22 protein-coding genes are annotated in these 25745 nt (G+C 64.0%); 17 read left to right on the top strand and 5 right to left on the bottom strand.

Going from position 1 to position 25745, the window contains the following annotated elements; translation table 11 throughout:
* Nucleotides 1-10 precede the first annotated feature (10 nt).
* Nucleotides 11-352: a cytochrome c gene (locus BZG29_RS25285; RefSeq protein WP_077408526.1), complete on the top strand. Its 342-nt coding sequence runs from the start codon at nt 11-13 to the stop codon at nt 350-352.
* 136 nt (nt 353-488) lie between these two features.
* Here BZG29_RS25285 and norR read toward each other — a convergent pair whose 3' ends face one another.
* Entirely contained in the window at nt 489-2048 is a 1560-nt protein-coding gene (norR, locus tag BZG29_RS25280) for a nitric oxide reductase transcriptional regulator NorR (RefSeq protein WP_077408525.1), read from the bottom strand.
* Nucleotides 2049-2198: 150 nt separating this feature from the next.
* Between norR and nirK the strand changes: the two genes are divergently transcribed.
* The 3 genes from nirK to BZG29_RS25265 are packed head-to-tail and all read left to right on the top strand — an operon-like array spanning nt 2199 to nt 6687.
* A complete protein-coding gene (gene nirK / locus BZG29_RS25275; RefSeq protein ID WP_077408524.1) occupies nt 2199-3695 on the top strand; it encodes a copper-containing nitrite reductase in 1497 nt (498 codons plus the stop codon).
* A gap of 29 nt (nt 3696-3724) precedes the next feature.
* Nucleotides 3725-4402, top strand: coding sequence for an iron-sulfur cluster repair protein YtfE (ytfE, locus tag BZG29_RS25270; protein WP_077408523.1), 678 nt, complete (start codon nt 3725-3727; stop codon nt 4400-4402).
* Between the two features lie 14 nt (nt 4403-4416).
* Nucleotides 4417-6687, top strand: a complete 2271-nt coding sequence (locus BZG29_RS25265) for a nitric-oxide reductase large subunit (protein WP_077408522.1) — start codon at nt 4417-4419, stop codon at nt 6685-6687.
* A 5-nt stretch (nt 6688-6692) separates the two neighbouring features.
* On the opposite strand, the gene BZG29_RS25260 is transcribed toward BZG29_RS25265, so the two are convergent.
* Nucleotides 6693-7115, bottom strand: a complete 423-nt coding sequence (locus BZG29_RS25260) for a DUF1841 family protein (protein WP_077408521.1) — start codon at nt 7113-7115, stop codon at nt 6693-6695.
* Nucleotides 7116-7329: 214 nt separating this feature from the next.
* Between BZG29_RS25260 and BZG29_RS27965 the strand changes: the two genes are divergently transcribed.
* Both BZG29_RS27965 and mqo read left to right on the top strand, forming a co-directional pair.
* Nucleotides 7330-7587 carry a hypothetical protein gene (locus tag BZG29_RS27965; protein WP_150131050.1) on the top strand — a complete coding sequence of 86 codons (258 nt, stop codon included), beginning with the start codon at nt 7330-7332 and terminating at the stop codon, nt 7585-7587.
* Nucleotides 7580-9178 (top strand): malate dehydrogenase (quinone), encoded by a 1599-nt coding sequence (gene mqo, locus BZG29_RS25255; protein WP_077408520.1) that lies wholly within the window; start codon nt 7580-7582, stop codon nt 9176-9178. The genes BZG29_RS27965 and mqo overlap by 8 nt, the downstream gene beginning before the upstream one ends.
* Before the next feature lie 100 nt (nt 9179-9278).
* Here mqo and BZG29_RS25250 read toward each other — a convergent pair whose 3' ends face one another.
* Entirely contained in the window at nt 9279-9911 is a 633-nt protein-coding gene (locus BZG29_RS25250; protein WP_076566319.1) for an RNA pyrophosphohydrolase, read from the bottom strand.
* A gap of 204 nt (nt 9912-10115) precedes the next feature.
* On the opposite strand from BZG29_RS25250, the gene BZG29_RS25245 reads away from it, so the two are divergent.
* Together BZG29_RS25245 and BZG29_RS25240 are read left to right on the top strand one after the other, a co-directional pair.
* Nucleotides 10116-11855 (top strand): proline--tRNA ligase, encoded by a 1740-nt coding sequence (locus BZG29_RS25245; protein ID WP_077408519.1) that lies wholly within the window; start codon nt 10116-10118, stop codon nt 11853-11855.
* A complete protein-coding gene (locus BZG29_RS25240) occupies nt 11852-12469 on the top strand; it encodes a lytic transglycosylase domain-containing protein (RefSeq protein WP_077408518.1) in 618 nt (205 codons plus the stop codon). The genes BZG29_RS25245 and BZG29_RS25240 overlap by 4 nt, the downstream gene beginning before the upstream one ends.
* A gap of 177 nt (nt 12470-12646) precedes the next feature.
* On the opposite strand, the gene BZG29_RS25235 is transcribed toward BZG29_RS25240, so the two are convergent.
* The gene (locus BZG29_RS25235) at nt 12647-13042 is read right to left on the bottom strand and encodes an SWIB/MDM2 domain-containing protein (protein WP_071650146.1); all 396 of its coding nucleotides are present in this window, start codon (nt 13040-13042) and stop codon (nt 12647-12649) included.
* Nucleotides 13043-13478: 436 nt separating this feature from the next.
* A complete protein-coding gene (ffh, locus tag BZG29_RS25230) occupies nt 13479-14846 on the bottom strand; it encodes a signal recognition particle protein (RefSeq protein WP_034746567.1) in 1368 nt (455 codons plus the stop codon).
* Nucleotides 14847-15085: 239 nt separating this feature from the next.
* Between ffh and BZG29_RS25225 the strand changes: the two genes are divergently transcribed.
* The 9 genes from BZG29_RS25225 to BZG29_RS25185 all read left to right on the top strand — a co-directional run bounded on the left by BZG29_RS25225 (nt 15086) and on the right by BZG29_RS25185 (nt 25727).
* Nucleotides 15086-15595: a sigma-70 family RNA polymerase sigma factor gene (locus BZG29_RS25225; RefSeq protein ID WP_077408517.1), complete on the top strand. Its 510-nt coding sequence runs from the start codon at nt 15086-15088 to the stop codon at nt 15593-15595.
* Entirely contained in the window at nt 15592-16584 is a 993-nt protein-coding gene (locus tag BZG29_RS25220) for a FecR domain-containing protein (RefSeq protein WP_077408516.1), read from the top strand. Before BZG29_RS25225 ends, BZG29_RS25220 begins: the two co-directional genes overlap by 4 nt.
* Before the next feature lie 111 nt (nt 16585-16695).
* Nucleotides 16696-18894, top strand: coding sequence for a TonB-dependent siderophore receptor (locus tag BZG29_RS25215; RefSeq protein WP_171985103.1), 2199 nt, complete (start codon nt 16696-16698; stop codon nt 18892-18894).
* A gap of 110 nt (nt 18895-19004) precedes the next feature.
* Nucleotides 19005-19286: a hypothetical protein gene (locus BZG29_RS25210; RefSeq protein WP_077408514.1), complete on the top strand. Its 282-nt coding sequence runs from the start codon at nt 19005-19007 to the stop codon at nt 19284-19286.
* Nucleotides 19283-20986, top strand: a complete 1704-nt coding sequence (locus BZG29_RS25205) for a PepSY domain-containing protein (protein WP_253192697.1) — start codon at nt 19283-19285, stop codon at nt 20984-20986. The genes BZG29_RS25210 and BZG29_RS25205 overlap by 4 nt, the downstream gene beginning before the upstream one ends.
* Complete coding sequence (locus BZG29_RS25200; RefSeq protein ID WP_077408513.1) at nt 20983-21324, top strand: DUF3325 domain-containing protein; 342 nt, start codon at nt 20983-20985, stop codon at nt 21322-21324. The genes BZG29_RS25205 and BZG29_RS25200 overlap by 4 nt, the downstream gene beginning before the upstream one ends.
* Nucleotides 21325-21415: 91 nt before the next feature.
* On the top strand, nt 21416-22603 hold the full coding sequence (locus tag BZG29_RS25195; protein WP_077408512.1) for an efflux RND transporter periplasmic adaptor subunit: 1188 nt from the start codon (nt 21416-21418) through the stop codon (nt 22601-22603).
* A gap of 5 nt (nt 22604-22608) precedes the next feature.
* Entirely contained in the window at nt 22609-24603 is a 1995-nt protein-coding gene (locus tag BZG29_RS25190) for a MacB family efflux pump subunit (protein WP_077408511.1), read from the top strand.
* Nucleotides 24604-24782: 179 nt separating this feature from the next.
* A complete protein-coding gene (locus BZG29_RS25185) occupies nt 24783-25727 on the top strand; it encodes an ABC transporter substrate-binding protein (RefSeq protein ID WP_253192915.1) in 945 nt (314 codons plus the stop codon).
* Nucleotides 25728-25745 lie beyond the last annotated feature (18 nt).

Here is a 25745-nt window from a genome sequence, read left to right as displayed (position 1 = left end):
GACCAGCCAGATGAAAAAATTACTCGCCGCCCTCGTTTGCGCCACCGTCTCGCTTGGCGCCAGCGCCGCCGGCAATATCAATACAGGTAAAGCCCTGGCCGAAAAATACAGCTGCGCCACCTGCCACGGCAAGGATTACGGTTCGCCCATCGATCCGTCCTATCCGAAGCTGGCGGGCCAGCACAAGGATTATCTGGAACACGCCTTGACGGCGTATAAACGGGGCGACAAGGCCAATGGCCGCAACAACGCCATCATGACGGGCCAGGTGAAACCGCTGAGCAACCAGGACATCAAGGACCTGGCCGCCTACCTGCACAGCCTGCCGACCACCCTGGTGACCCACCGCTGAGTTTTAGCGCCGGATTGATTGTTCTGACACCTGACAAAACCGTAGCGAGCGCAAGGGAGAGGCGGCCGAGACGCGGAACTGTGCTGAAGCACAGTGAGCATCGCAGGTTGCCTATACCGACGCGCAGTAGGTTTGGTTAGGTGTTCTTCAGTCCGACGCGACGCGCCAGCTTATGCAGATTGCTGGCGTCGAGTCCCAGCTGGCGCGCCGCGGCGGCCCAGTTATCTTGATGTAGCACCAGCGCTTGCCGGATGGCCTGACGCTGGCTCGCTTCCACGATCTGATGCATGGACAGCAGCGGCGCCGTTTGCGCTCCGCACGCGGCCGGCGCAGGAAACGACGCGTCCGCGCCGGCCGGCGCGTCCAGCGCATCGAGGTCGAGCATATCCGTTTCCAGCGTTACTATCTCTTTGCGGTCCGCGCCGCGGATCACGGCTTTCAGCGCGGCCCGGCTGATCACATGTTCCAGTTCGCGCACATTGCCCGGCCAGCGGTAGTGACACAAGGCGTTTTCCGCCGCGGCGGACAGGCGCAGGCTGCGCAAGCCCAGGCGCGCGCGGTTCAGTTCCAGGAAACCACCGGCCAGCAGCAGCACGTCGTTGCCCCGCTCGCGCAACGGCGGAATCGGCACGGGATACACGGACAAGCGGTGATACAGGTCGGCGCGGAACGAACCATCGCGCACATGTTCGCGCAGGCTGCGGTTGGTGGCGGCGATCACGCGCACGTTGACCCGGCGCGGCCGGTCCGCGCCCAGGCGCTGGATTTCGCCATTTTGCAGGGTGCGCAGCAGCTTGGCCTGTATCGACAGCGGTAATTCCCCCACTTCATCGAGAAACAGGGTGCCCCCTTCGGCCGCCTCGAAGCGCCCGGGCCGGTCGCTGACGGCGCCGGAAAACGCGCCGCGTACATGGCCGAACAATTCGCTTTCGGCCAGGGACTCGGGCAAGGCCGCGCAATTGACATGGATCAAGGGCTTGCCGGCGCGGCGCGACAGCCGGTGCAGGCGGTGCGCGCACAGTTCCTTGCCCACGCCCGTCTCTCCCAGCAGCAGCACGGGCAGTTCGGAATCGGCGACCACCTGCAATTCGTGCAGCAAGTGCGTGATGGCGCTGCTCTGGCCGACGAAATCGTGTTCCTCGCGCGGCGCCTGCGCATTGGCCAGCATGGCGCCGCCCGACAGGCGCAGGGCGCGGATTTCCGTTTCCAGGCGGGTCACGCGCACGGCCGCCTCGATGGCGCAGGCCAGTTCACCGAGGTCGCGCTGCGCCTGCCCGTCGAAGGTGCCCACCTGCAGCGCGTCGAGCGTGATTACGCCCCAGCGTTCGCCTTCCAGGTCCAGCGCCATGCCCATGCAGTCGTGCACGGGCAGCGGCTCGCCGGCCCGCTCGGCGATCAGGCCATCGTAGGGATCGGGCAGGGAGCTGTCGTGATGGAAGCACAGCACGCCGCGCCGCTGCAGGATGGCGGCGAGGCGCGGATGGTCGGCGACGGCGAAGCGGCGTCCCAGCGCGTCGCTGGCCAGGCCTGCCATCGCCACGGGGCGCAAATGCTCGCCATCGAGCTTGAGCAAGGCCACGGCCTCGCAGCCGAAGTGCGCGCGCAGGCTGCCGACCAGGCGCTGCAGGCGCACGGCCACGGGCAGGTCGGCAACCAGGTCGGTGAGCAGCAGCAGGTGGATGGCAGTGGTGGTCATAAGTACCATGCAGGGTACAACGGACCATGCTTTAAAAGGGTCATACCGACCCTGCAATTTTCAAATCGTTGATTTAAAACAAGTTTTTCCTGGCACGTCGTTTGCCTAGATAAGGGGGCCGAACCGGCATACAAGACCAAGGAAAGCTTGATGAAAACGACTCCCTCCCTCCGCGCCATTGCCGCCGCCGTCTGCGTATTGGCCATGCCCCTGTCCGTGCAAGCCCAGGCGAGCCTGCCGGCCAGCGCCGCCGCCACTGCGGCCGCTGTCAGCCAACCCTCTGCCGCCGCCACGCTCAAGCGCTATGAACTGCAAACCAATATCGTCGACGGCAAGATGGTCTTCATCGATGCCAAGGGCCAGGTCAATCCCGTGCTGGCGGCCAAGGTGGGCGACACGGTCGAACTGGTGCTGAAAAGCGGCGAAGGCGCCGAGCACGATTTGCTGATCCCGGAACTCAATGTGGCCTCAAGCAAATTCAGCGCCAACAGCGGCAGCACCACCGTGCGCTTCAAGGTCACGCGCGCCGGCACGTTCACCTATTACTGCTCGATTCCCGGCCACCGCCAGATCGGCATGGAAGGCAAGCTGGAAGTCGCCGGCGCCTCGCTGGCTGAAGCCGGGGCACCGAAGGCCGCTGGCGCCGGCAGCGCAGCGGGCGAATCGAGCCAGGCAGCCGCGCTGGCCCTGTACACGCCCGCGCCGTCGCCGATGCGCGGCCCCGATCCATCGGCCGTCAGCGTGGCCGCCAATCCGGCGCAGGTGCCTTCCGCCATCGGCGCGCGCGCGCCGCAAACCCTGAAATACCGCATGGAGACGGTGGAGCTGCCGGGCAAGCTCGATGACGGCACCAGCTTTACGTACTGGACCTTCAACCGGCAAGTACCGGGCCCGATGCTGCGCGCGAAGGTGGGCGACACGGTGGAACTGACCCTGTTCAACGCCAAGGACAGCAAGATGATCCACTCGATCGACCTGCACGCCGTGACGGGCGGCCATGGCGGCGGACAGCACACGCAGGTGGCGCCGGGGCAGGAAAAGACGGTGACCTTCAAGGCGCTCAATCCGGGCCTGTTCGTCTACCACTGCGCCACGCCCCTGGTGCCGCAGCATATCGCCGCCGGCATGTACGGCATGATCCTGGTCGAACCGGAAGGCGGCTTGTCGAAGGTGGACCGCGAGTATTACGTGATGCAAGGCGAGATGTACACGGGCCGTCCACACGGCGCGCCCGTGCACCAGGAACCGAACCTGGAAAAAATGGCCAATGAGCTGCCCGACTACTACGTCTTCAACGGCGAAGTGGGCGCCCTGAGCAAGACGCACAAATTGCAGGCCAAAGTCGGCGAGACGGTGCGCATCTATTTCGGCGTCGGCGGGCCGAACAAGATTTCATCGTTCCACATCATCGGCGAGATCTTCGACAAGGTGTACAGCGAAGGCTCGATCAGCAGCCCGAAACACGACGTGCAAACCACCCTGGTGGCACCGGGCGGCGCGACCATCGTCGAACTCAAGGTACAGCATCCGGGCAGCTATCTGCTGGTCGACCATGCGCTGTCGCGCGCCGGCAAGGGCGCCGTGGGCGTGCTGGAAGTAACGGGCGAACCCGTGCCCGGCGTCTATCACGCGGGCGCGGCGCAATAAATCCACCTATTCATCCTTAAGGAACTGTTATGGAAATGATCGAGCTATCTCTGGGCCAGCTGGCCCGCCGCATCCCTGGCGCCACGCGCCTGTTCGATGCGCACCGCCTGGATTTCTGCTGCGGCGGCAACAAGACCCTGCGCGCAGCGGCCGAAGCGGCCGGTGTGGACACGGCGCCCATCGTCGAGGAACTGAAACTGCTGGCAGGACGGATTGACGCCAGCGGCGAGCGTGACTGGCAGGAAGCCTCGGCCGCCGAGCTGGTGGAACACATCCTGGCGCGCTACCACGCCGTGCACCGCGAGCAGCTGCCCGAGCTGATACGCCTGGCACGCAAGGTCGAGCAGGTGCATGGCGAGCGCGCCGACTGTCCGCACGGGCTGGCGGAACACCTGTCGGCCATGGCGCAGGAGCTGGAAAGCCATATGCGCAAGGAAGAAGACGTGCTGTTCCCGATGATCGTGCGCGGCCAGGGGCCCCGCGCCGGCGCGCCCATCAACGTGATGCGCATGGAGCACGACGACCATGGCGTGGCCTTGCGCGCCATGGAGGCGATGACGAACGATATCACCGCACCTGGCGGCGCCTGCACCACCTGGCGCGCGCTGTACACGGGCTTGCGCACCTTCCGTGCAGACCTGATGGCGCACATCCATACCGAAAACAATATCCTGTTCGAGCGCTTTGCGCCGGCCGCGGTGCACTGACAAAGGAAAGACCCATGGGTCCCTACAAAAAACTCTGGTTCACCCTGATCGGTGTGCTGATCGTGACGTTTTCGCTGCTCGGCTATTACGGCACGGAAGTGTATCGCCAGGCGCCGCCCATCCCCGCGCAAGTGCTGGCGCAGGATGGCCGGCAGCTGTTCGACCGCGAGGGCATCCTCGACGGCCAGACGGCCTGGCAATCGGTGGGCGGCATGCAGCTGGGCTCCATCTGGGGCCACGGTGCCTACCAGGCGCCCGACTGGACGGCCGACTGGCTGCACCGCGAACTGACGGCCTGGCTGGAACTGGCCGCGCAGGAGCAGCATGGCAAGGCCTACGCGGCGCTCGACGGCCCCGCGCAGGCGGCGCTGCGCGAAGCGCTCAAGCAGGAATACCGCGGCAATCGGGTCGATGAGGCACAAGTGCTGCGCCTGTCGGCGCGCCGCGTGCAAGCCATCGCCAACACGGCGCACTATTACGACCAGCTGTTCTCCGACGCGCCTGCGCTGCACGCCAGCCGCGAGCATTTCGCCATGAAGGAAAACACCCTGCCCAGCGCCGGGCGGCGTGCGCAGATGACGCAGTTCTTCTTCTGGACGGCGTGGGCCGCCGCCACCGAGCGCCCTGGCCAGAAAGTGACCTATACGAACAACTGGCCGCACGAACCGCTGATCGGCAACCAGCCCAGCGGCGAAAATCTCGTCTGGTCGGTCGCCAGCGTGGTGGTGCTGCTGGCCGGCGTGGGCTTCCTCGTCTGGGGCTGGGCCTTCTTGCGCGACCATGACGAAGCGCTGCCGGCCGCCGGTCCGCGCGACCCGCTCACCACGTTCGCGCTGACGCCTTCGCAGCGGGGACTGGGAAAATACCTGTTCCTGGTGGTGGCCCTGTTCATCTTCCAGGTCTTCATCGGCGGCTTTACGGCCCATTACACGGTGGAAGGGCAGCAGTTCTACGGCATCGACGTGTCGCGCTGGTTCCCGTATGCGCTCACGCGCACCTGGCATATCCAGGCCGCGCTGTTCTGGATCGCCACGGGCTTCCTGGCCGCCGGCCTGTTCCTGGCACCCCTGATCAATGGCGGCAAGGACCCCAGGTGGCAGCGCCTGGGCGTCGACGTGCTGTTCTGGGCGCTTGTGCTGGTCGTCGTCGGCTCGTTTATCGGCAATTACCTTGCGATTGCACAAGTCATGCCGCCGGAGTGGAACTTCTGGCTCGGTCATCAGGGTTATGAATATGTCGACCTGGGCCGTTTGTGGCAGATCGGCAAATTCGTCGGTATTCTGCTGTGGCTGGTGCTGATGCTGCGCGGCGTCATACCGGCCCTGTGCCAGAAGGGCGGCGACAAGAACCTGCTGGCGCTGCTGACCGCGTCCGTGGGCGCCATCGGGCTGTTCTATGGCGCCGGCCTGTTCTACGGCGAGCGCACGCATTTATCGGTGATGGAGTACTGGCGCTGGTGGGTGGTGCACCTGTGGGTGGAAGGCTTCTTCGAAGTGTTCGCCACCACGGCGCTGGCCTTCATCTTCTCGACCCTGGGCCTGGTGTCGGTGCGCATGGCCACGACGGCCAGCCTGGCCTCGGCCTCGCTGTTCATGCTGGGCGGCATACCCGGCACCTTCCACCACCTGTACTTTGCCGGCACCACCACGCCCGTGATGGCCATCGGCGCGAGCTTCAGCGCGCTGGAAGTGGTGCCGCTGATCGTGCTGGGTCATGAAGCGTGGGAAAACTGGCGTTTGAAGGAACGCGCGCCATGGATGGAAAACCTGCGCTGGCCCATGATGTGCTTTGTCGCCGTCGCCTTCTGGAACATGCTGGGCGCGGGCGTGCTGGGCTTCATGATCAATCCGCCCGTGGCCCTGTACTACATCCAGGGCCTGAACACGACTCCCGTGCATGCGCATGCGGCGCTGTTCGGCGTGTACGGCTTCCTGGCACTGGGCTTTACTTTGCTGGTGCTGCGTTATTTGCGGCCCGACTACCGCTTCAGCCCTGCCTTGATGAAGACGGCGTTCTGGGGCTTGAACGCGGGCCTGGTGCTGATGATCTTTACCAGCCTGTTGCCGATTGGCATTATCCAATTCCACGCCAGCGTGACGGAAGGCCTGTGGTATGCGCGCAGCGAAGGCTTCATGCAGCAGCCGCTGCTGCAGAACCTGCGCTGGATACGCACCTTTGGTGACGTGGTCTTCATCGTCGGCGCCATCGCCATGGCGCTGCAGGTGGTGCTGGGATTGCTGGGCAAGGCGCCGAAGGCAACTGTACTGCAGCCGCAGGCGGTGTAGCCAGGTTAGCGGCGGCGCACGCAGTCGATGTAGGCGTCCGTGTCCGGCGGCAAGCCCGAGCGCTGCGACGCCCAGATCATCTGGCCCAGGCATTCCATCACTTCGTGCTGGGCTGCATGGGCCGAATCGAGGCGCTGGGTGAGCTGCTGGACGGCCGGGCGGATGCCGCGCGGCTGGTCCACCTGCACCTGCTCCGTGATCGACAGATGCATGGACAGGTGCAGGAAGGGATTGGCTTGTCCGCCTTCGACGGAGTAATCGCGCGCCAGCGCCGCTTCAACGTCGGAGAGCTCGCTTTCATACTCGGGGTGTTCCAGGATCCAGTCGAGCGCGATGGCTTCCATCGGCGTGAGGATTTCATGGGCGCGGTGCTTGCGCAATGTTTCGCAAAAGAAGCGGCGCACATCGTCGGAAGAGGGGTTGAACATGGCTGAAGGACTATGGCTAAAGGGCAGCCGGCATTGTACCGCGTACATAAATAAAGGGCATCGAGGATGCCCTTTTTGCCGTCTGCCGGCCGCTTTCGTGACCCGATAGTCACCGCAATTTAATACCCTGCAGTAAGTATTATCCACTACCGCCACGGCCCGGCGGCGCCAAATAACGGTGATAAAATCGCCGCTCTTGATATTTGCACTGGACATGACGGCGATTTCATTGCCGGTTTTTCAGCCGACAACGAGGTCCGCGCTGTCCATTGCCCGCACCTTTGCCACCAGATCATGCTCTTGGGATATCCCGGAGCGCGGCAGCATGCCTATCACCATCGACATTGACCTGTCCGGCCGCCCTGGCGTTCCGGCTGGCTGGCTGTTTTTCATTCAATACGGCGATGGTGCCGCCACGGTGGCGCGCAAGAATCATCCTTCAGTATTCATAAACGGAGTTACGTATGCGTAAATCGCTATTACTTTTGATGTCGTGCCTGATCCTGGCGGCATGTGACAAGACCCCTCCGGCCTCGTCCGAAAAACCGGTCGACGTGCTGCTGATCGGCGCCGGCACCATGAGCGCCACCCTGGGCAGCATGCTCAAGGAACTCGATCCGTCGCTGACGATGGAAATGGTTGAGCGCCTCGATTCCGTGGCCGCCGAAAGCTCGGATGCGATGAACAACGCAGGCACGGGCCACTCGGCGTTTGCCGAACTGAACTACACGCCGGAAGCGGCCGATGGCAGCATCGAGACCAAGAAAGCCGTTGCCATCAACGAACAATTCGAAATCTCCAAGCAATTCTGGGCTTATCAGGTCGCCAACAAGCACCTGGGCGCGCCGCAAACCTTCATCAACAACGTGCCGCACATGGCCTTTGTCTGGGGCGACGACAATATTGCCTTCTTGAAGAAGCGCTATGCCGCGCTGCAAAAAGAAAACCTGTTCAAGGGCATGCTGTACTCGGAAGACCAGGCGCAGATCGAACAATGGGCGCCGCTGGTCATGCAAGGCCGCGACAAGGGCCAGAAAGTGGCCGCGACGCGCATGGAAATCGGTACCGACGTCAATTTCGGCAACCTCACGCGCGGCTTGGTCAAGTACCTGACGGACAGCCACGGCATGGTTCTGCACCTGCGCCACCAGGTGGAAGACATCCAGCGCGGCGCCGACGGCGTGTGGAACGTGACGGTGAAAGACTTGAACGCCGGCAAGGAAAAGACCATGCGCGCCAAGTTCGTCTTCATCGGCGCCGGCGGCGGTTCGCTGCCGCTGCTGGAAAAATCGGGCATTCCTGAAGCCAAGGGCTATGGCGGCGTGCCGGTGGGCGGCCAATGGCTGGTGACCACCAATCCGGAGCTGGTGGCGGCGCATGCGGCCAAGGTCTACGGCAAGGCGTCCGTCGGTTCGCCGCCGATGTCCGTGCCGCATCTCGATACGCGCATTATCGACGGCAAGAAAGCCCTGCTGTTTGGCCCGTTTGCCACCTTCTCGACGAAGTTCCTGAAAAATGGTTCGTGGATCGACTTGCCTGCTTCGATCGGCACGGGCAATGTGAAACCGATGCTGCAAGCCGGTTACGACAATATTCCGCTGACGAAATACCTGGTGGAACAAGTCATGAACACGCCGGAAGACCGCTTGAAGACCCTGCGCGAATACTTGCCGAACGCCAAGATGGAAGACTGGACCCTGCAAAACGCCGGCCAGCGCGTGCAGATCGTCAAGGATGACCCTGTCAAAGGCGGCTTGCTGCAGTTCGGCACGGAAGTCGTCGGCGCCGCCGATGGCAGCATCGTCGCCCTGCTGGGCGCCTCGCCAGGCGCCTCGACCGCGCCGCCGATCATGATCAAGGTGCTGCAAACGGCATTCAAGAGCCGTCTGGCCACGCCGGAATGGCAAGCGAAGATGGTGGAAATGGTGCCGTCGTACGGTCAAAAGCTGAACAATGACCCAGCCCTGGCGAACAAGATCCGCCACTACAGCAGCAATATCCTGGGCTTGAAGGCGATTACGCTCGACGTGCCAAGCGCCGCGCCAGCACCGGCAGCAAACTAAGTCAGCCTGGCCGGCAGGAAAGTTTCTTGTCGGCATGAAAAAAGGGGCAGCCTGTTCAGGCTGCCCCTTTTGCGTGGGAGAGTGCGTTCATTGCGGTGGACTACCCCTTGCCTGGCAAGATCAGTTCCGGCGTACACCCTTCGGCGGCGATGCCGTCGCAAGGCTTGGCCAGTGCCGCGCCGTCCTGTGCCCGTGGCGCATGGGGCTGGCGCAGGTAGCGCGACGTGTGGCGGTGCGCTTGCTGTGCGTTGCCATGCACGGGCCAGGTCAGGAAGCGGGACAGCTCCTGCAAGGCGCGCTGGTAGACATCGCGTTTAAATTCAATGACGACATCGAGCGGGACCCAGTACTCATGCCAGCGCCAGGCGTCGAACTCCGGATGGTCGGTCAGGCGCAGATTGACGTCGTTATCGCGCGCGCACATTCTCAGCAGAAACCAAATCTGCTTCTGGCCACGGTAATGGCCGCGAATCTCGCGCTTGATGAAGTGGTCTGGCACCTCATAGCGCAGCCAGTCGCGGGTGCGGCCGACAATTTTGACGTGTTCCTGTCTGAGTCCGATTTCCTCTTCAAGTTCGCGAAACATGGCTTGTTCCGGTGTTTCGCCATATTTGATACCGCCTTGCGGAAACTGCCATGAGTGCTCGCGCACCCGCTTGCCCCACCACACCTCGTTCTGGGCGTTTAGCAGGATGATGCCGACGTTGGGCCGAAACCCTTCACGGTCGAGCATAATGCACCTCAAACTTTCTGCGACAGTGCATCCTTTTTTACATAATTACCCACAACTTCGCAAGCCGGTGACCTTTTCGGGGTGCGAAAAGCGCCGGAATCGCACCAATTGAGCGCATTTGTGTAAAGTATGGACGCATCAGCCAGCTAATCCTTTAAAATTAGGTTGATTATAACCCTCTCTTTTTAAAAAGAATTCACCGTTATGCGCGCCTCCCGTTTTTTTATTTCCACACTTAAAGATGCACCTTCTGACGCGGAAATCGTCAGCCACCAATTGATGATGCGTGCAGGCATGATCAAACGCCTTGGTTCCGGCATCTATACCTACATGCCGATGGGCTTGCGCGTGATCCGCAAGGTGGAAGCCATCATCCGTGACGAGATGAACAAAGCCGCCGGTATCGAACTGCTGATGCCGCTCGTGCAGCCGGCCGAACTGTGGCAAGAGACGGGCCGCTGGACCAAGATGGGCGACGAACTGATGCGCGTGAAAGACCGCCACGGCCGCGAATACGCGATCCAGCCGACATCGGAAGAAGTCATCACGGACGTCGTGCGCACGGAAATCAAGTCCTACCGCCAGTTGCCGTTGAACTTTTATCACATCCAGACCAAGTTCCGCGACGAGCGCCGCCCACGCTTCGGCCTGATGCGCGGCCGCGAATTCACCATGAAGGACGCCTACTCGTTCGATCGCGACCTGGCCGGCATGCAGGCGTCGTACAAGGTCATGTTTGACGCCTACACGCGCATCTTCACGCGTTTCGGCCTGCAATTCCGCGCCGTGGCAGCCGATAACGGCGCCATCGGCGGTTCCGGTTCGCACGAATTCCACGTCATTGCCCACACAGGGGAAGACGCGCTCGTGTACTGCCCGACCTCCGATTACGCGGCCAACATGGAAGCGGCCGAAGCGCTGCCGCCAGCGGGCGAGCGCCCGGCAGCAAGCCAGGCGCTGACGAAAACGGCCACGCCGGACACCGTCAAGTGCGAAACCGTGGCCACCCTGCTGGGTCTTGATCTGTCGCAAACCGTGAAAACCATCGCCCTGACGGTGGAAACCGTTGGCAAGGATGAAAAAGTCACGAAACAGCATTTCATGCTGCTGCTGCGCGGCGACCATGAATTGAACGACATCAAGGTGGGCAAGGTTGCCGGCCTGGCCGGTCACCGTTTCTCGACGGAAGCGGAAATCCTGGAAGTCTACGGTACGATTCCTGGCTACCTGGGCCCGATCGGCACCAAAGCGCCCGTCACCGTGGTGGCGGACCGCACGGTCGCCCACATGAGCGACTTCGTCTGCGGCGCGAATGACGCCGGTTTCCACTACACGGGCGCCAACTGGGGCCGTGACGTGGCCGAGCCTGCCATCGTGGCCGACTTGCGCAATGTCGTCGCCGGCGACGCTTCGCCGGACGGCCAGGGCGCACTGGCCATCGAGCGCGGCATCGAAGTGGGCCACGTGTTCCAGCTGGGTACGGCGTATTCGGAAAGTATGAAAGCCACCTTCCTCGACGAAAACGGCAAGCCTGCGCCGTTGCAGATGGGTTGCTACGGCATCGGCGTGACGCGCATCCTGGGCGCCGCCATCGAGCAGAACTTCGACGACAAGGGCATCATCTGGCCAGCGTCCATCGCGCCGTTCGAAGTCGTGCTGTGCCCGATGGGCATGGACCGCAGCGAACTGGTCAAGGAAGAGACGGAGAAGCTGTACGCGGCCCTGCAAGGCGCTGGCGTCGATGTCATCGTCGACGACCGCGGCTTGCGTCCTGGCGCCATGTTTGCTGACTGGGAGCTGATTGGCGTGCCGCACCGCATCGTCATCGGCGAGCGCGGCCTGAAAGAAGGCAAGCTGGAATACCAGGGCCGCCGCGATGCGGAAGCCACCGGCGTGGCACCGGACGAGATCGTCGCCTTCATCCAGGGCAAAATGGCGCAGTGAAGCGCTTATCGCTAAGTAAAACGGCTGGCGCGCTCGCGCTGGCCGCCTGCCTGGCCTGCGTCTCTCCGGCGCAGGCCGGTAACCAGAAGGAGGAGGCGCTGGCCGACTCCGTCCGTCTGGCGCTGTCGCACGCGATCCGCGACGAACGCCCACCTCAACCCAAATTTGGCACTCCCACTGACTTGCAGCGCTACCAGCAATGGTTGGCGCAGATGTCGTCACGCCTGCAGCGCAAGCTGCCGGACGCGCAGCTGCGCACGGAATTCCTGGAAACCGTGTGGTACGAGTCGCGCCGCGCGGGCCTGGAACCGGCGCTGGTGCTGGGCCTGATCCAGGTCGAGTCGGCCTACCGCAAATATGCCGTCTCGCTGGCCGGCGCGCGCGGCTACATGCAGGTGATGCCGTTCTGGACGGGCGTCATCGGCGACAGCGACCGCAGCAAGCTGTTCCACATGCAGACGAATCTGCGCTATGGCTGCGCCATCCTGCGCATGTACCTGGATATGGAAAAGGGCGACCTGTACCTGGCGCTGGGCCGGTATAACGGCAGCCGGGGCAGGGCCGAGTATCCGAATGCGGTAAGGGCGGCTTGGAAGCAGTGGGAGTTCAAATGAGGGGTGGGGTCGGACCCTGTGGATCCGACCCCTGCATTTATATGGGGTTCGTGCGTTTTTAAACCCCACCGCAACGGCCGGGGGCAGACCCGACAGGGTTTGACCCCAAAAAAATGCCCCGCTCGCAGTGATGCGGCGGGGCACTCGCTCGGCTGTTGAAGCCGGCGCGTATCTGATTTATTTCAAATGATCGGAGATCAGTTTCGTCATTTCAAACATGGAGACTTGGGCTTTGCCGCCGAAAACTGCTTTCAGCTTGTCGTCCGCATTGATCATGCGGCGGTTGGCCGGATCTTGCAGATCGAGTTTTTTGATGTAATCCCATACCTTTTTGGTCACTTCCGTGCGCGGCAGCGGTGCTGCGCCAACAACGGCGGCCAGATCTTTCGATGGCGTCATTGCTTTCATGAATGCTGCGTTTGGCTTGCGTGGTGTTGCCGGTGCTGCCGCTTTCTTCGCCGCTGCTGGTTTAGCTGCTGCCTTGGCTGCGGGTGCTGCTTTCTTGGCGGCTGCAGGCTTGGCTGCTGCTGCTTTGGCTGGCGCTGCTACTGGGGTTTTTTTGGCTGTTGCCATCTTCGAGCCTCCTTAACAAACACATGGGAAATTGCGCAATTAATCGCACGGCTAATATTGGTGTGGATTTACCTTGTATGCAAGTGTTTTTCACGTTTTCACGAGGAAAAAGCAGGGAAATGGCCATGCTGTCGCCCGGGCGCACCGCTTGGGAGCGCAGAACGGCGTTTTTGCCCGTAAATGGCATGGTTGCTGGCTATGCGGGGAGGGGGACTGCGGAGAGAGGGAAGAGTGATGCCGGACACATGAAAATGCAATCCGGCATTATTTGGAACAGTGTTTTTTGATCTATCGACTTTCGATACGCGGCGTAAAAAAGGCCTTCAAAATCACAGCGAGCGGAGGTGATTTGTGGCCGAGAAGCGCAACCGTACTGAAGTACGGTGAGCATCGCCGGCCGCAAAGCGCCCCGCGCAGCGGATTTTGAAGCCTTCCACTACCTCATGCCAGGCATCATGCCCTTCATGCTGCGCATCATCTTCATCATGCCGCCGCCCGACAATTTCTTCATCATCGTCTGCATTTGCTCGAATTGCGTCAGCATGCGGTTCACTTCCTGCACTTGCACGCCGGCGCCGGCGGCGATGCGGCGCTTGCGCGTGGCCTTGATCAATTCAGGCTTGGCGCGTTCCTGCGGCGTCATCGAGTCGATGATGCCGCACATGCGGCGTACCTGCTTGTCGGCTTGATCCATGTTCTTGCCGCCTGCCGCCTGCTGGAACTGGGCCGGCAGCTTGTCCATCAGGTTGGCCATGCCGCCCATTTTCTTCATCTGGCCCAGTTGCGCCTTGAAGTCGTTCATGTCGAACTTGCCGCCGACCTTGATCTTTTGCGCCAGGTCGGCCGCCGCCTTGCTGTCGACGCCCTTGCGTGCCTCTTCGACCAGCGCGAGGATGTCGCCCATGCCCAGGATGCGGTTGGCCATGCGGGTCGGGTCAAATGCTTCCAGACCGTCGAGTTTTTCCGAGACGCCGGCAAACTTGATCGGCTTGCCCGTGATGTGGCGCACGGACAGGGCCGCACCGCCGCGCGCGTCGCCATCGAGCTTGGTCAGCACGATACCGGTCAGCGGCAGCGCATCATTGAAGGCCTTGGCCGTGTTGATGGCGTCCTGGCCCAGCATGGCGTCGACGACAAACAGGGTTTCGATCGGTTTCACGGCGCCGTGGACGGCGGCGATTTCGCGCATCATCTCTTCGTCGATACCGAGACGGCCCGCCGTATCGATGATCAGCACGTCGTGGTAATGCTTTTTCGCCCAGTCCAGCGCGGCCAGGGCGATATCGACCGGCTTGTCCGTGCTGGTGGACGGGAAGAAGTCGGCGCCTACCTGGGCGGTGACCGATTGCAGCTGGGCGATCGCGGCGGGACGGTACACGTCGGCCGAGACGGTCAGCACCTTCTTCTTCTTTTCTTCCTTCAGGTACTTCGCCAGCTTGCCGACGGTGGTGGTTTTACCCACACCTTGCAGACCGGCCATCAGGATGATGGCGGGCGGCTGCTGCGCAAAGCTGATCTGCGACGCTTCCGGTCCCAGGTCTGCGCCCATCAGGGCGGCCAGCTCGCGCTGCACCACGCCCACCAGGGCCTGGCCTGGCGTCAGCGAGGAAATGACATCCTCGCCCATGGCTTTTTCTTTGACTTTGGCGATGAATTCGCGCACGGCGGGCAGGGCGACGTCGGCTTCGAGCAACGCCAGGCGCACTTCGCGCAGCATGTCGGCGGTGTTCGCTTCGGTCAGGCGCGCCTCGCCGCGCATGGTCTTGACGACTTTGGCAAGCCGTTGGGTGAGATTATCTAGCATGATGAACCTGCAATGAAAAGCTTGGGAGTGGGCGGCGCAAGCCGGACGATGGCCGTCATTTTACCCCATCGCGGGTGGCTGGCGGTCCCGCGCTGCAGCGCCTGGCGGTTGGCCGGCTTTTGAATTAGTTGGTATTTCTGCCAACGCCACGATTGCATGAAAGTCAAAAACACGGTTAAAATGAGAATAATTCTTATTTACATTCGTGGGCGCGCCGCGCCAGACCGGAAAGGGATGCCATGTCGGCCGCCGATTTTGCCCAGCAACAGGACCTGCACGCGCTCTACAGCAGCCATCACGGCTGGCTGCAGGGCTGGCTGCGGCATAAGCTGGGCAATGCGGGCGACGCGGCGGATCTGGCGCAAGACACCTTCATCAGCGTGCTGACGGCCGCTTCCGCGCCGCAGATCCGCGAGGCGCGGCCTTTTCTCGCCACCGTCGCGCGCCGCCTGGTGGCGCACCGCTACCGCCGGCAAGTGCTGGAAGACGCCTACCTGGAAGCGCTCGCCTGCCTGCCGCCTGATGTGGCGCCCGCGCCCGAGGAACGGCTGCTGGCGCTGGAAGCCTTGCAGGAAATCGACCAGGCCCTCGACGGCTTGCCGGGTCCCGTGCGCACGGCGTTCTTGCTGGCGCAGCTCGAAGGCCTCAGCTATGCCGAGATCGCCGCGCGCCTGAACGTATCGGCCAGCTCGGTCAAGCAATACCTGACGCGCGCCAACCGCCAGGTGTTTTTCTCGCTGCCGGCATGAGCAAGCTGGCAGAGCCGGCGGCACCGCCAGCGATCCGCGAGGAGGTGCAGCAGCAGGCGGCAGAGTGGCTGACGGTGCTGATGTCGGAGCAGGCCGGCGAAGCGGAACACGCCGCCTGGCAGCGCTGGCGCGCAGCCGACCCGGAACATGAACGGGCCTGGCTGCATATCGACGCGGTGTCGCGGCGCTTCAACGGCTTGCACCGCGGTGCGGCCGCTCAGGCGCTGGCCGGCACGCAGCGCAAAGCCGTCAACGGCAAGCGGCGCCAGTTGCTGGCGTGGCTGGGCGTGGCGGCCGGCGGCGGCATGCTGGCCGCGCAGACGGATGCCTGGGATGGCATGCGCGCCCTGCGTGCCGACTACCGCACGGCCACGGGCGAGCGGCGCGAGGTGGTGCTGGACGATGGCAGCGTGCTCAGCCTGAATACGGGATCGGCCGTGAACGTGCGTTTCGACGCCAGCCGCCGCCTGATCGAACTGCTGGCCGGCGAGATCCTCGTGGCCAGCGGCCACGGCGCCGGCAGCGCCGCGCCTTTGGTGGTGGCCACGCGCGAAGGCCTGGTGCGCGCGCTGGGCACGCGCTTTGCCGTGCGCCAGCAGGATGACTACAGCACCGTGGACGTGCTTGAAAGCGCCGTTGAAATCCGTCCCCGCGACGGTGTTGGCGCGCCAATGCTGCTGGCGGCCGGGCGCGGCACGGCATTTTCCCGCCATGCGCCGGATGCGCCGCACGCCATCGATGCGCATGCGCACGCCTGGTCGCATGGGCAGTTGATCGTCGACGACGTGACCCTGGGCGATTTCCTGGCCGACCTGGCCCGTTACCGCCCCGGCGTGATCGACTGCGCGCCGGCAGTGGCCCAGCTGCGCCTGTCGGGCGTGTTCCCGCTGGCCGATACCCAGCGCATTTTGAACATGCTGCCCAACTCGCTGCCGGTGCAGGTACGCAGCCGCACGCGGTACTGGGTCAGCGTCGAACCGGCGCCGTAGCGTTCGATAAAAATATTTTTCCATCCGGCTGCCCGTTTTGCAGTCTTGCGGCACCTACAAGGTAGGGCGCCTGTTTTTCACCGTCTCATGACACCATCATCAGGAACTTTCATGTCGCACGCTTTGCCTTTTGTCAGTTTGCCATCATCTCACTCTTCACTGCGTCCGCTGGCGCAAGCGGCCGCGGCCCTGTGCCTGGCCGCCAGCCTGCCGGCGCTGGCCCAGCAGGCGCCAGCCAGTCCCGCGGCCGAGCAAACCATGCTTGGCGTGTCTGTCACGGCGGGGCGCGATGCGACGACGGAAGGTAGCGGCTCGTACACGACGGGCGTAAGCAACACGGCAACCAAGCTGAACCTGTCGCTGCGCGAGACGCCGCAGTCGGTCAGCGTGCTGACGCGCCAGCAGATCGACGACCTGGGCATCACCACCCTGGACGACGCCGTGCAGTCGATCACGGGGTTGGTCATGCAAAAGGGCAACTTCACGGGCGATTCGGGCAGTTTCAGCGCGCGGGGCTTTCCAATCGAAAACATCCTGTTCGACAGCTTGCCTACCAGCCTGGGCGCGAACGGCACTTTCAATGGCGACAATGACGACCTGGCCATCTATGACCGCATCGAGGTGGTGCGCGGTGCCACGGGCTTGATGACGGGCAGCGGCACGCCCAGCGCGGCCATCAACATGGTGCGCAAGCGCCCGACGGCCACGCCGCAGGCGTCATTCTCGGCCAGCATCGGCAGCTGGAGCAACTACCGCCTGGAAGCCGATGCGGCCAACGCGCTCAACGCAGCGAAGACCCTGCGCGGGCGCATGGTCGTCACGCTGCAGGACAAGAAGGATTTTGTCGACGTGCTGCATGGCCGCAATCACCAGCTGTACGGCATCATCGAGGCCGACCTGCGTCCCGATACCACATTGACCGTGGGCGCGCACTACCGCAAGACGGATAACGACGGCGTCGCGACGGGCGTGGTGACGGCCGCCGACGGCACCTTTTTGAACTTGCCCCGCTCGACTTACCTCGGCACCGACTTCGATGGCTGGCGCCAGACGGATAAAACCATTTTCGCCGAACTGGAACACCGCTTCGGCAACGGCTGGAAAGCCAGGCTGGCGGCCACGCGCAAGACGCCCGAGATCGACACGACGTTTTCCGGCATCAACCGCCGCGGCGGCACCCTGCGCTTCAATTCGCAAAGCTACCGCGCCGAACTGGCCAACACCAGCTATGACGCGTATGCCAGCGGCAGCTACAGCCTGTTCGGCCGCGAGCACGAGCTGACGGTCGGCGCCAGCCACCGCCGTTCGTCGAAAAACAGCTATGGCGGCTGGGCATCGTACACCCGGCAAGATAGCGCGCCGGTGATCGACCCGTTCCACTGGGATGCGGGCAGCGTGGCGCGCCCCGTCATCAACTACGCGCAGTGGGGCACGGCCAGCATCACCGAACAAAGCGGCGTGTATGCAGGGACGCGCCTGCGCCTGGCCGATCCGCTGTCGCTGGTGCTGGGCGGGCGCGTGAGCTGGTACAAGGACGATGCCGGCTACTCGGTGGCGCGCGAATTCACGCCGTACGCCGGTGTCGTGTATGACCTCGATAAGCAGCATTCCGTGTATGCCAGCTGGACCGAGATCTTCCAGCCGCAAGCGTCCACCGACGCCAAGGGGCAGCCCTTGAAGCCGGTCAGCGGCACCAACTATGAAGCGGGCGTGAAGGGCGAATACTTCGGCGGCGCCCTCAATGCCAGCGCGGCCGTGTTCCAGATCCGCCAGCAAAACCGCGGCGTGGACGACCTGGCCGGCCCGGATCCCTGCCCCGGCAGCACGTGGGGCTATTGCAAGCGCGCGTCGGGCGAAGTGCGCAGCGAAGGCGTGGAGCTGGACGTGGCGGGCGCGCTGACGCCCGACTGGCAGCTGTCTGCCGGTTTTACGTATGTGAAGGCGCAATTTACGCGCGACAGCGATCCGGCCAATATCGGCAAGGATTTTAATAGCCGCTATCCGCGCCAGCAGCTCAAGCTGGCCACCAGCTACCGCCTGTCCGGCGCGGCGCAGGGCTGGCGCGTCGGCGCCTCGGTGTACGGGCAGGGCGCGACGGAATCAACGGACGGTGATGCCCACCTGCGCCAGGGCCGCTACGCGATCCTCGGCTTGAACGCGGCGTGGCAAATCGACAGCCGCGCCGAGCTGCGCTTGAACGTCAACAATGCGCTCGACAAACGCTATTACCAGAGCATCTACTCCGATGTCCTCGGCAACCTGGTGGGCACGCCGCGCAACCTGATGCTGACCTTGAACTACAAACTGTAAACAATCACTTTTGAATGATCTATCTTGATGAAGGATGCATGGCTTATGGATGTGCAGTTGAACCTGGCCCGCGATGGCGTGACCACGCTGGCGCTGCAGGGAGCGCCGCGATGATGAAATCGGCCCACATGATGTTGTTTTCACGCGTGCTTGCCGCCGTTTTTGGCGGCTATGCGCTCACGTCCGGCGTGGCCGTGCTGCTGGCGGCCGTGCTGCCGCTGTCGCGCGCCGAAGCCGTGCTGACGGCCACCCTGAGCGCCTTCGTCGTCTACACCTGCGCCGTGATCTGGGTCTTTGCCGTGCAGGACCTGCGCCGCGCCTGGCTCGGCATGCTGCTGCCGGCCATCGCCTGCGGCGGCATCGGCCTGCTGCTGTCGCGAGGTGTGGCATGAACGCCGTCAAGGTAGACAAAATGGTCAAAACGCCGCAGCAGGGCGGCTTGCGCCAGGCCATGGCCTGGCTGCATACGTGGAGCGGCCTGTGGATTTCCTGGCTGCTGTTCGCCATCTTCCTGACCGGCACCCTGGCCGTCTTCGACGACCCGATCGGCCACTGGATGACGCCCGAACACGCGCTGGCCGAAGCGGCGCATGCGAACGATCCGCCGCTGCCGAAGGTCACGGACCGTGGCCACCGCCTGGAACTGGCGCTCGACTTCATGGCCAAGGAGCATCCGAAGGCGGACATGTGGGAAATCTGGCCCGTGCAGCGTCCTGGCCACGGCCTGTCCGCCTACTGGTTCCAGCCCAGCGGCGGTTATGGCTCGGCGGATCTCGATCCGCTGACGGGCGCCGTCATCGAGCATGCGCGCGAGGCAACGGAGCGCGAAACCATCGGCGGCCACCATTTCGTCGATTTTCACTACGAGCTGCACGCAGGACGCATCGGCGTATGGATCGTCGCCATCACCACCATGATCATGCTGGTGGCGCTGGTGAGCGGCGTCATCACGCACAAGCGCATCTTCAAGGATTTCTTCACCTTCCGCCCGGCCAAGGGCCAGCGCTCGTGGCTCGACGCGCACAACGCGGTGGCCGTGCTGACGTTGCCGTTCCAGTTCATGATCGCCTACACGGGCCTGGCATTCTTCAGCGATGACTATGTGCCGGCCCCCGTGGCGGCGCAATACGGCATGGACAATCCCAAGAAAGCCTTCCTGGCCGACTGGAACGACGCGGGCAAGCCCGTGAAAACGGGCCAGCCGCTGGCCATTCCCGCGCTGGAGTCATTTGCGCAGCGCGCCGAGCAGGCCATCGGCCAGGAAATCCGCGCCGTGGTGCTGGACAATCCGAACGATGCCTCCATGCGCGTGTGCATGTACGGCTGGAATGAGGACACGGAACTGCTCACGCGCCTCAGTGCCAATTCGGGCAGGGCTTGCTATGCGCTGGCCACGGGCGAGCAGGTCGCCGTGCGCCTGCCGGGCAAGTCGGACACGGGCGGTGCCGGCCTGACGCGCTCCGTCATGTCGAACCTGCACATGGTGGGTTTCGGCGGCACGCCCATGCGCTGGCTGTACTTCTTCTGCGGCCTGGCCGGCACGGCCATGATGGGTACGGGCGCCATTTTGTTCATGGTCAAGCGGCGCCAGAAGTCCGGCGGCGAGTTCGGCGCCTATACGCAGCGCGTGTACCGCGTCATCGCCTGCCTGAACGTGGCGGCGATTGCCGGCCTGTCCATCGCCTGCGTGGGCTTCCTGTGGGCCAACCGTTTGATCCCCGTCGGCATCGAGCACCGCGCCGGCTGGGAAGTGCGCGCTTTCTTCGGCGTCTGGTTCCTGATGCTGGTGCATGCCTGCCTGCGCGTGGAAAAGCGCGCGTGGATCGAGCAACTGTGCCTGCTGGCCGCACTGTGCCTGCTGCTGCCTGTCCTGAATGTCCTGAGCACGGGCGACAACCTGGCGGCGCAAATCGCGCGCGGCGACTGGGAAAGCGCCGGCGTGGAACTGGGCAGCATGGCCTTCGGCCTGCTGGCCGCCTGGGGCGCGTGGAAGGTCCACAAGCGCAAGGAAAAGCCGGTGAAAAAGGCTGCTGCCAAGGAAATCGCTGCGCCCTCGGCCAGCCTGCAAGTCAATGCGGAGGGACAGTCATGATCAATACCATCCTGTGTGCGCTGGGCCTGTCGTATGCGGGCATGGCCAGCCTCTCGCTGGCGATGGACCGCCACCATGGCCAGGTCTGGGGCAGGGACGCGGCGCCGAACGTGCGGCGCGCGCTGCAACTGGCCGGTACCGTCCTGCTGGCGCTTGCCATCTGGCCTTGCGTGGCTGGCTGGAGCGCCACCGTCGGTGTGGTCGCCTGGCTGGGTTTCATCGGCGCGGGAGCGCTGCTGGTGGCCCTGCTGCTGCCGTACGCCCCCCGCTTGCTGTTGCGTAGTTCCCTGCTGGCAGCCGTCGCCGCGCTGGCAGGTCTTGTGACGTTCCTGCGGTGATGTCCACCGCTATTTTCAAGGATAGACCGATGTATTTTTCACGTTTGGCGACACCGTTTTTCTTTACCTGCAACCGCAAGGCGGCTTCCTGATGGCGGCCCGCCTGCCTTCGCGCCGCGCCCGCATTCTCGGCGGCGCGGTCTTGCTGGCGCTGTTCGGCGCCGGTGCACTGTGGGCCACGCGCGGCCCGGCCACCGTATTCGACACGGTGCCCGTCAAGCGCGGCAATATCGAGGCCAGCGTCACGGCCATCGGCACCCTGCAGCCGCAAACCTATGTCGACGTGGGCGCGCAAGTGTCGGGCCAGATCACGCGATTGCACGTGCAGCCTGGCAGCGCCGTGGAAAAAGGCCAGCTGCTGGCCGAGATCGACCCCAGCGTGCAGCAGGCCACGGTTGACGCGGGCCGCGCCGCGCTGGCGGGATTGCGCGCGCAGCTGGCCGACCAGCAGGCGCAGCACCGCCTGGCGGGCCAGCAGCATGGGCGCCAGAAGCAGATGGCCAAGTTCGATTCCACGCCGCTGGCCGACCTGGAAACGGCCGAAGCCACCCTGGCCTCGGCCGGCGCCAAGATCGACCACCTGAAGGCGCAGATCGACCAGACGCAGGCCAGCCTGAAGGCGGACGAGGCGCGTCTCGGCTATACGCGCATCTATGCGCCCATGGCCGGCAAGGTGGTGGGCCTGGACGCGAAGGAAGGGCAAACCCTGAACGCCACGTACCAGACGCCGAACATCCTGCGCATCGCCGATCTGTCGGCCATGACGGTGTGGACGGAAGTGTCGGAAGCGGACGTGCGCCGCGTGCGCCCGGACATGCCCGTGTACTTCACCACCCTGGGCGGCGACCAGCGGCGCTGGAGCGGCAAGGTACGCCAAGTGCTGCCGGCGCCGCCGGTACCCGGTGGTTCTGCCGCCGGCACGGCCTTGGCGCCGTCGACCAGCAAGGTGATTTTATATACGGTGCTGTTCGACGTGGATAACGCCGACGGCGAACTGATGCCGCAAATGACGGCGCAAGTGGTGTTCGTCACGGCGGCGGCGAAGAATGTGCTGGCCGTGCCCTTGCCGGCGTTGAAACCATCGACGGAAGAAGGCGCCAAGCCGGGGCAGTTCACGGCCCGCGTGATGGATGCGGACGGCAAGGTCGATACGCGCGCCATCACCGTGGGCGTGCGCAACCGCCTCAGCGCGGAAGTGCTGCAAGGCTTGCGCGAAGGCGAGTTGCTGGTCACGGGCGAGCAGCCGGCCGGCAGCGGCAGCAGCAGGTTCCAGCTGTGAGCGCCATGAGCGAGGCCAGGTCACTGGGGCAGGCCGGAGAACCTGGCCAGCCGGCGCCGCTGATTGAACTTGCCGGCATCCGCAAGCGCTACGGCGGCCATGACGGCGCGCCGGCCGTGGAAGTGCTGCGCGGTTTGACGCTGTCCGTCGGCGCCGGCGAATTCGTCGCCATCGTCGGCGCGTCCGGTTCGGGCAAGTCGACCCTGATGCATCTGCTGGGCTGTCTGGACCGGCCCAGCGATGGCAGCTACCGCTTCGCCGGCCAGGACGTGGCCAGCCTGAATCCCGATGAACTGGCGTGGCTGCGGCGCGAAGCGTTCGGCTTCGTCTTCCAGGGCTATCACCTGATCGCCACCGAATCGGCGCGCGAAAACGTGGAAGTGCCGGCCCTGTACGCGGGCATGCCGGCCGCGGCCCGCCATGCCCGCTCGGAAGCGCTGCTTAAGCGCCTGGGCCTCGGCGAGCGGCTCGATCACCGGCCAAACCAGTTGTCCGGCGGGCAGCAGCAGCGCGTGTCGATCGCGCGCGCCCTGATGAACGGCGGGCGCATCATCCTCGCCGATGAACCGACGGGGGCGCTCGACAGCAGCAGCGGCGCCGAAGTCATGGCCCTCTTGGGCGAACTGGCCGACGCGGGCCATACCATCATCCTGATTACGCATGACCGCAAGGTGGCGGCCCAGGCGCGCCGCGTGATCGAGATCAGCGACGGCGAAATCGTCGAAGACTCGGGCGCCATCGCCATCCCCGCCACGTCGACGGCCCTGCCGCCGCTGGACATGTCGCGCGCCGCCCATGACACGGGCGCGTCGCTGGGCACGGAATTGCTCGACGCGGCGCGCGCCGCCTGGCGCGTGCTGTGGATCAACCGCTTCCGCACGGGCCTGACCCTGCTGGGCATCGTCATCGGCGTCGCCTCCGTGATCGTCATGCTGGCCATCGGCCTGGGCACGCGCCAGCAGGTGATGGCGCAGCTGGGCGCGTTCGGCTCGAATCTGCTGTACATGGCGTCGCGCGGCGAAAGCTCGCGCATCCCCGGGCGCAGCATCACCCTGGCCGACCTCGATGCGCTCAAGGACGTACCGGGCATCACCCACGTGCTGCCGAATGTCACGGGCAACAAGGTGATCCGCCATGGCAACCTCGATGTGCAGACTTATGTGCGGGGCACGGGGCCGGCCCTGCCGCAGATCCAGACCTGGCCGGTGGCCAAGGGCGGCTTCTTTACCGAGGAAGACGAGCGCGAGATGGCCACCGTGGCCGTGCTGGGTGCGCATCTGGCCGAAAAGCTGATGCCCGACGTGGCCAACCCCGTGGGGCAGAGCATCCTGATCGGCAATGTGCCGTTCCAGGTGATCGGCGTGATGAGCGCGAAGGGCGCGCTGACGGGCGAGAAGGATGAAGACGACGTGCTGCTGCTGCCGTTTTCCACGGCAGGCATCCGCGTCTTCGGCCAGCGCGAGCCGACGTACACGGTCATGGCGGTGGCTGACGTCAAGCGCGTAACGGAGGTGGAGGCGGCGGTCGACGCCACCATGTTCGAGCGCCACCGCATCCGCGACTACGGCATCAGCAACGCGGCCGCGTCGATCGCCGCGGAAGCGAAGACGCAGGACAACATGACCGTGATGCTCAGCCTGATTGCCGCAGTTTCCCTGGTGGTGGGCGGCATCGGCGTCATGAACGTGATGCTGATGACGGTGCGCGAGCGCACGCGCGAAATCGGCATCCGCATGGCGACGGGCGCGCGCCGGTACGACATCCTGCGCCAGTTCCTCACCGAAGCCGTGCTGGTATCGGTGGTGGGCGGCGTGGCCGGCATCGTGGTCGGCGTGACGGTGGCCGGCTTGCTGCTGGTATGGGACGTGCCGGTGATCTTTTCGCTCAGCGCCGTCGGCGGCGCCTTTGCCTGCGCCGTGGTGACGGGGCTGGTATTTGGCTTCATGCCGGCGCGCAAGGCGTCGGGGCTCGATCCGGTGGTGGCGCTGGCGGGGCAGTAGAGACAACGCCGGCAGCGTGGCTGCCGGCAAAAAAAATGTTGCTATGGCTCCAACACACGGTACTATCTCCTCATAATAAAAGCGCCGTGTTTTATGCCCTTGCGGGCACACACCAACCACCACAGGAGAACCCGATGCAGAAAAAATCAACCTTGAAGACCGGTATTGCCGTCGCCCTCATGCTGGCCTTCGGCATGGGCGCTGTCCAGGCCCACGCGCAGGAAGTCGTGCGCCTGGGCAATTTGAAGTTCGCCCATTACGGCGCCGTGTCGTACATCAAGGAAATCGCGCCCAAGTGCGGCATCAAGGTCGAAGAGCATGTCTTCGCCAAGGGCCTCGACGTGATGCAGGCGATTATCGCGGGCGAGCTGGACGTGGGGGCGACGGCCTCCGAAGCCGCCATTTCCGGCCGCGCCGGCGGCGCACCCATCTATGTGGTGGCAGGCTTTGCCAAGGGCGGCGCGCGCCTGGTGGCGGGCGCGGGGCAAAAGATCTCCAGCGTCAAGGAACTCAAGGGCAAGCGCGTGGGCGTGACGCGCGGCGGCATCCAGGAAGTGCTGCTGCTGGCCGAGCTGTCGCAGGCGGGCCTGACGTATTCCGAAACCAAGGGCAAGGATGTGCAGCTGGTGTTCCTCGCCTACGCCGACTTGAACCAGGCGCTGATGGGCAAGAATATCGACGCCATGATGCAGTCGGAGCCGCAATCGTCACAGGCGATCAACAAGGGTTTCGGCACCGAAGTCATCAAACCGTACGACACGCCGATCGGCGAACCCGTGCGCACCATGGTGATGACGGAAAAGTTTTACAAGGAACGCCGTCCCGTGGCGGAAAAATTCATGCGCTGCTTCGTCGAAGCCACGAAAACCTTTATCGACAACAAGGCGACGGCGGAAAAATATGTGCGCGAAGTGGTGTTCCGCGGCCAGATCACGAAGGATGACTTCGACGACGCGATCAGCAATTCGCCGTATTCGTATGACATCTCGCCCGAACACATCCAGATCACGACGGACGTGATGGTGAAAACGGGCGTGGGCCGCATGACGAAGCCGCCCGTGGCCAAGGACTGGGTCAAGACGGACTTGCTGGAGCAGGCGAAAAAGAGCCTGAATGTGAAGTAAATCAAGCAACCATTAAAA

This window comes from Janthinobacterium sp. LM6 (assembly GCF_002002885.1).
Classification (GTDB): Bacteria; Pseudomonadota; Gammaproteobacteria; order Burkholderiales; family Burkholderiaceae_D; genus Janthinobacterium; species Janthinobacterium kumbetense.
This window is presented reverse-complemented; position numbering and strand designations above follow the sequence as displayed.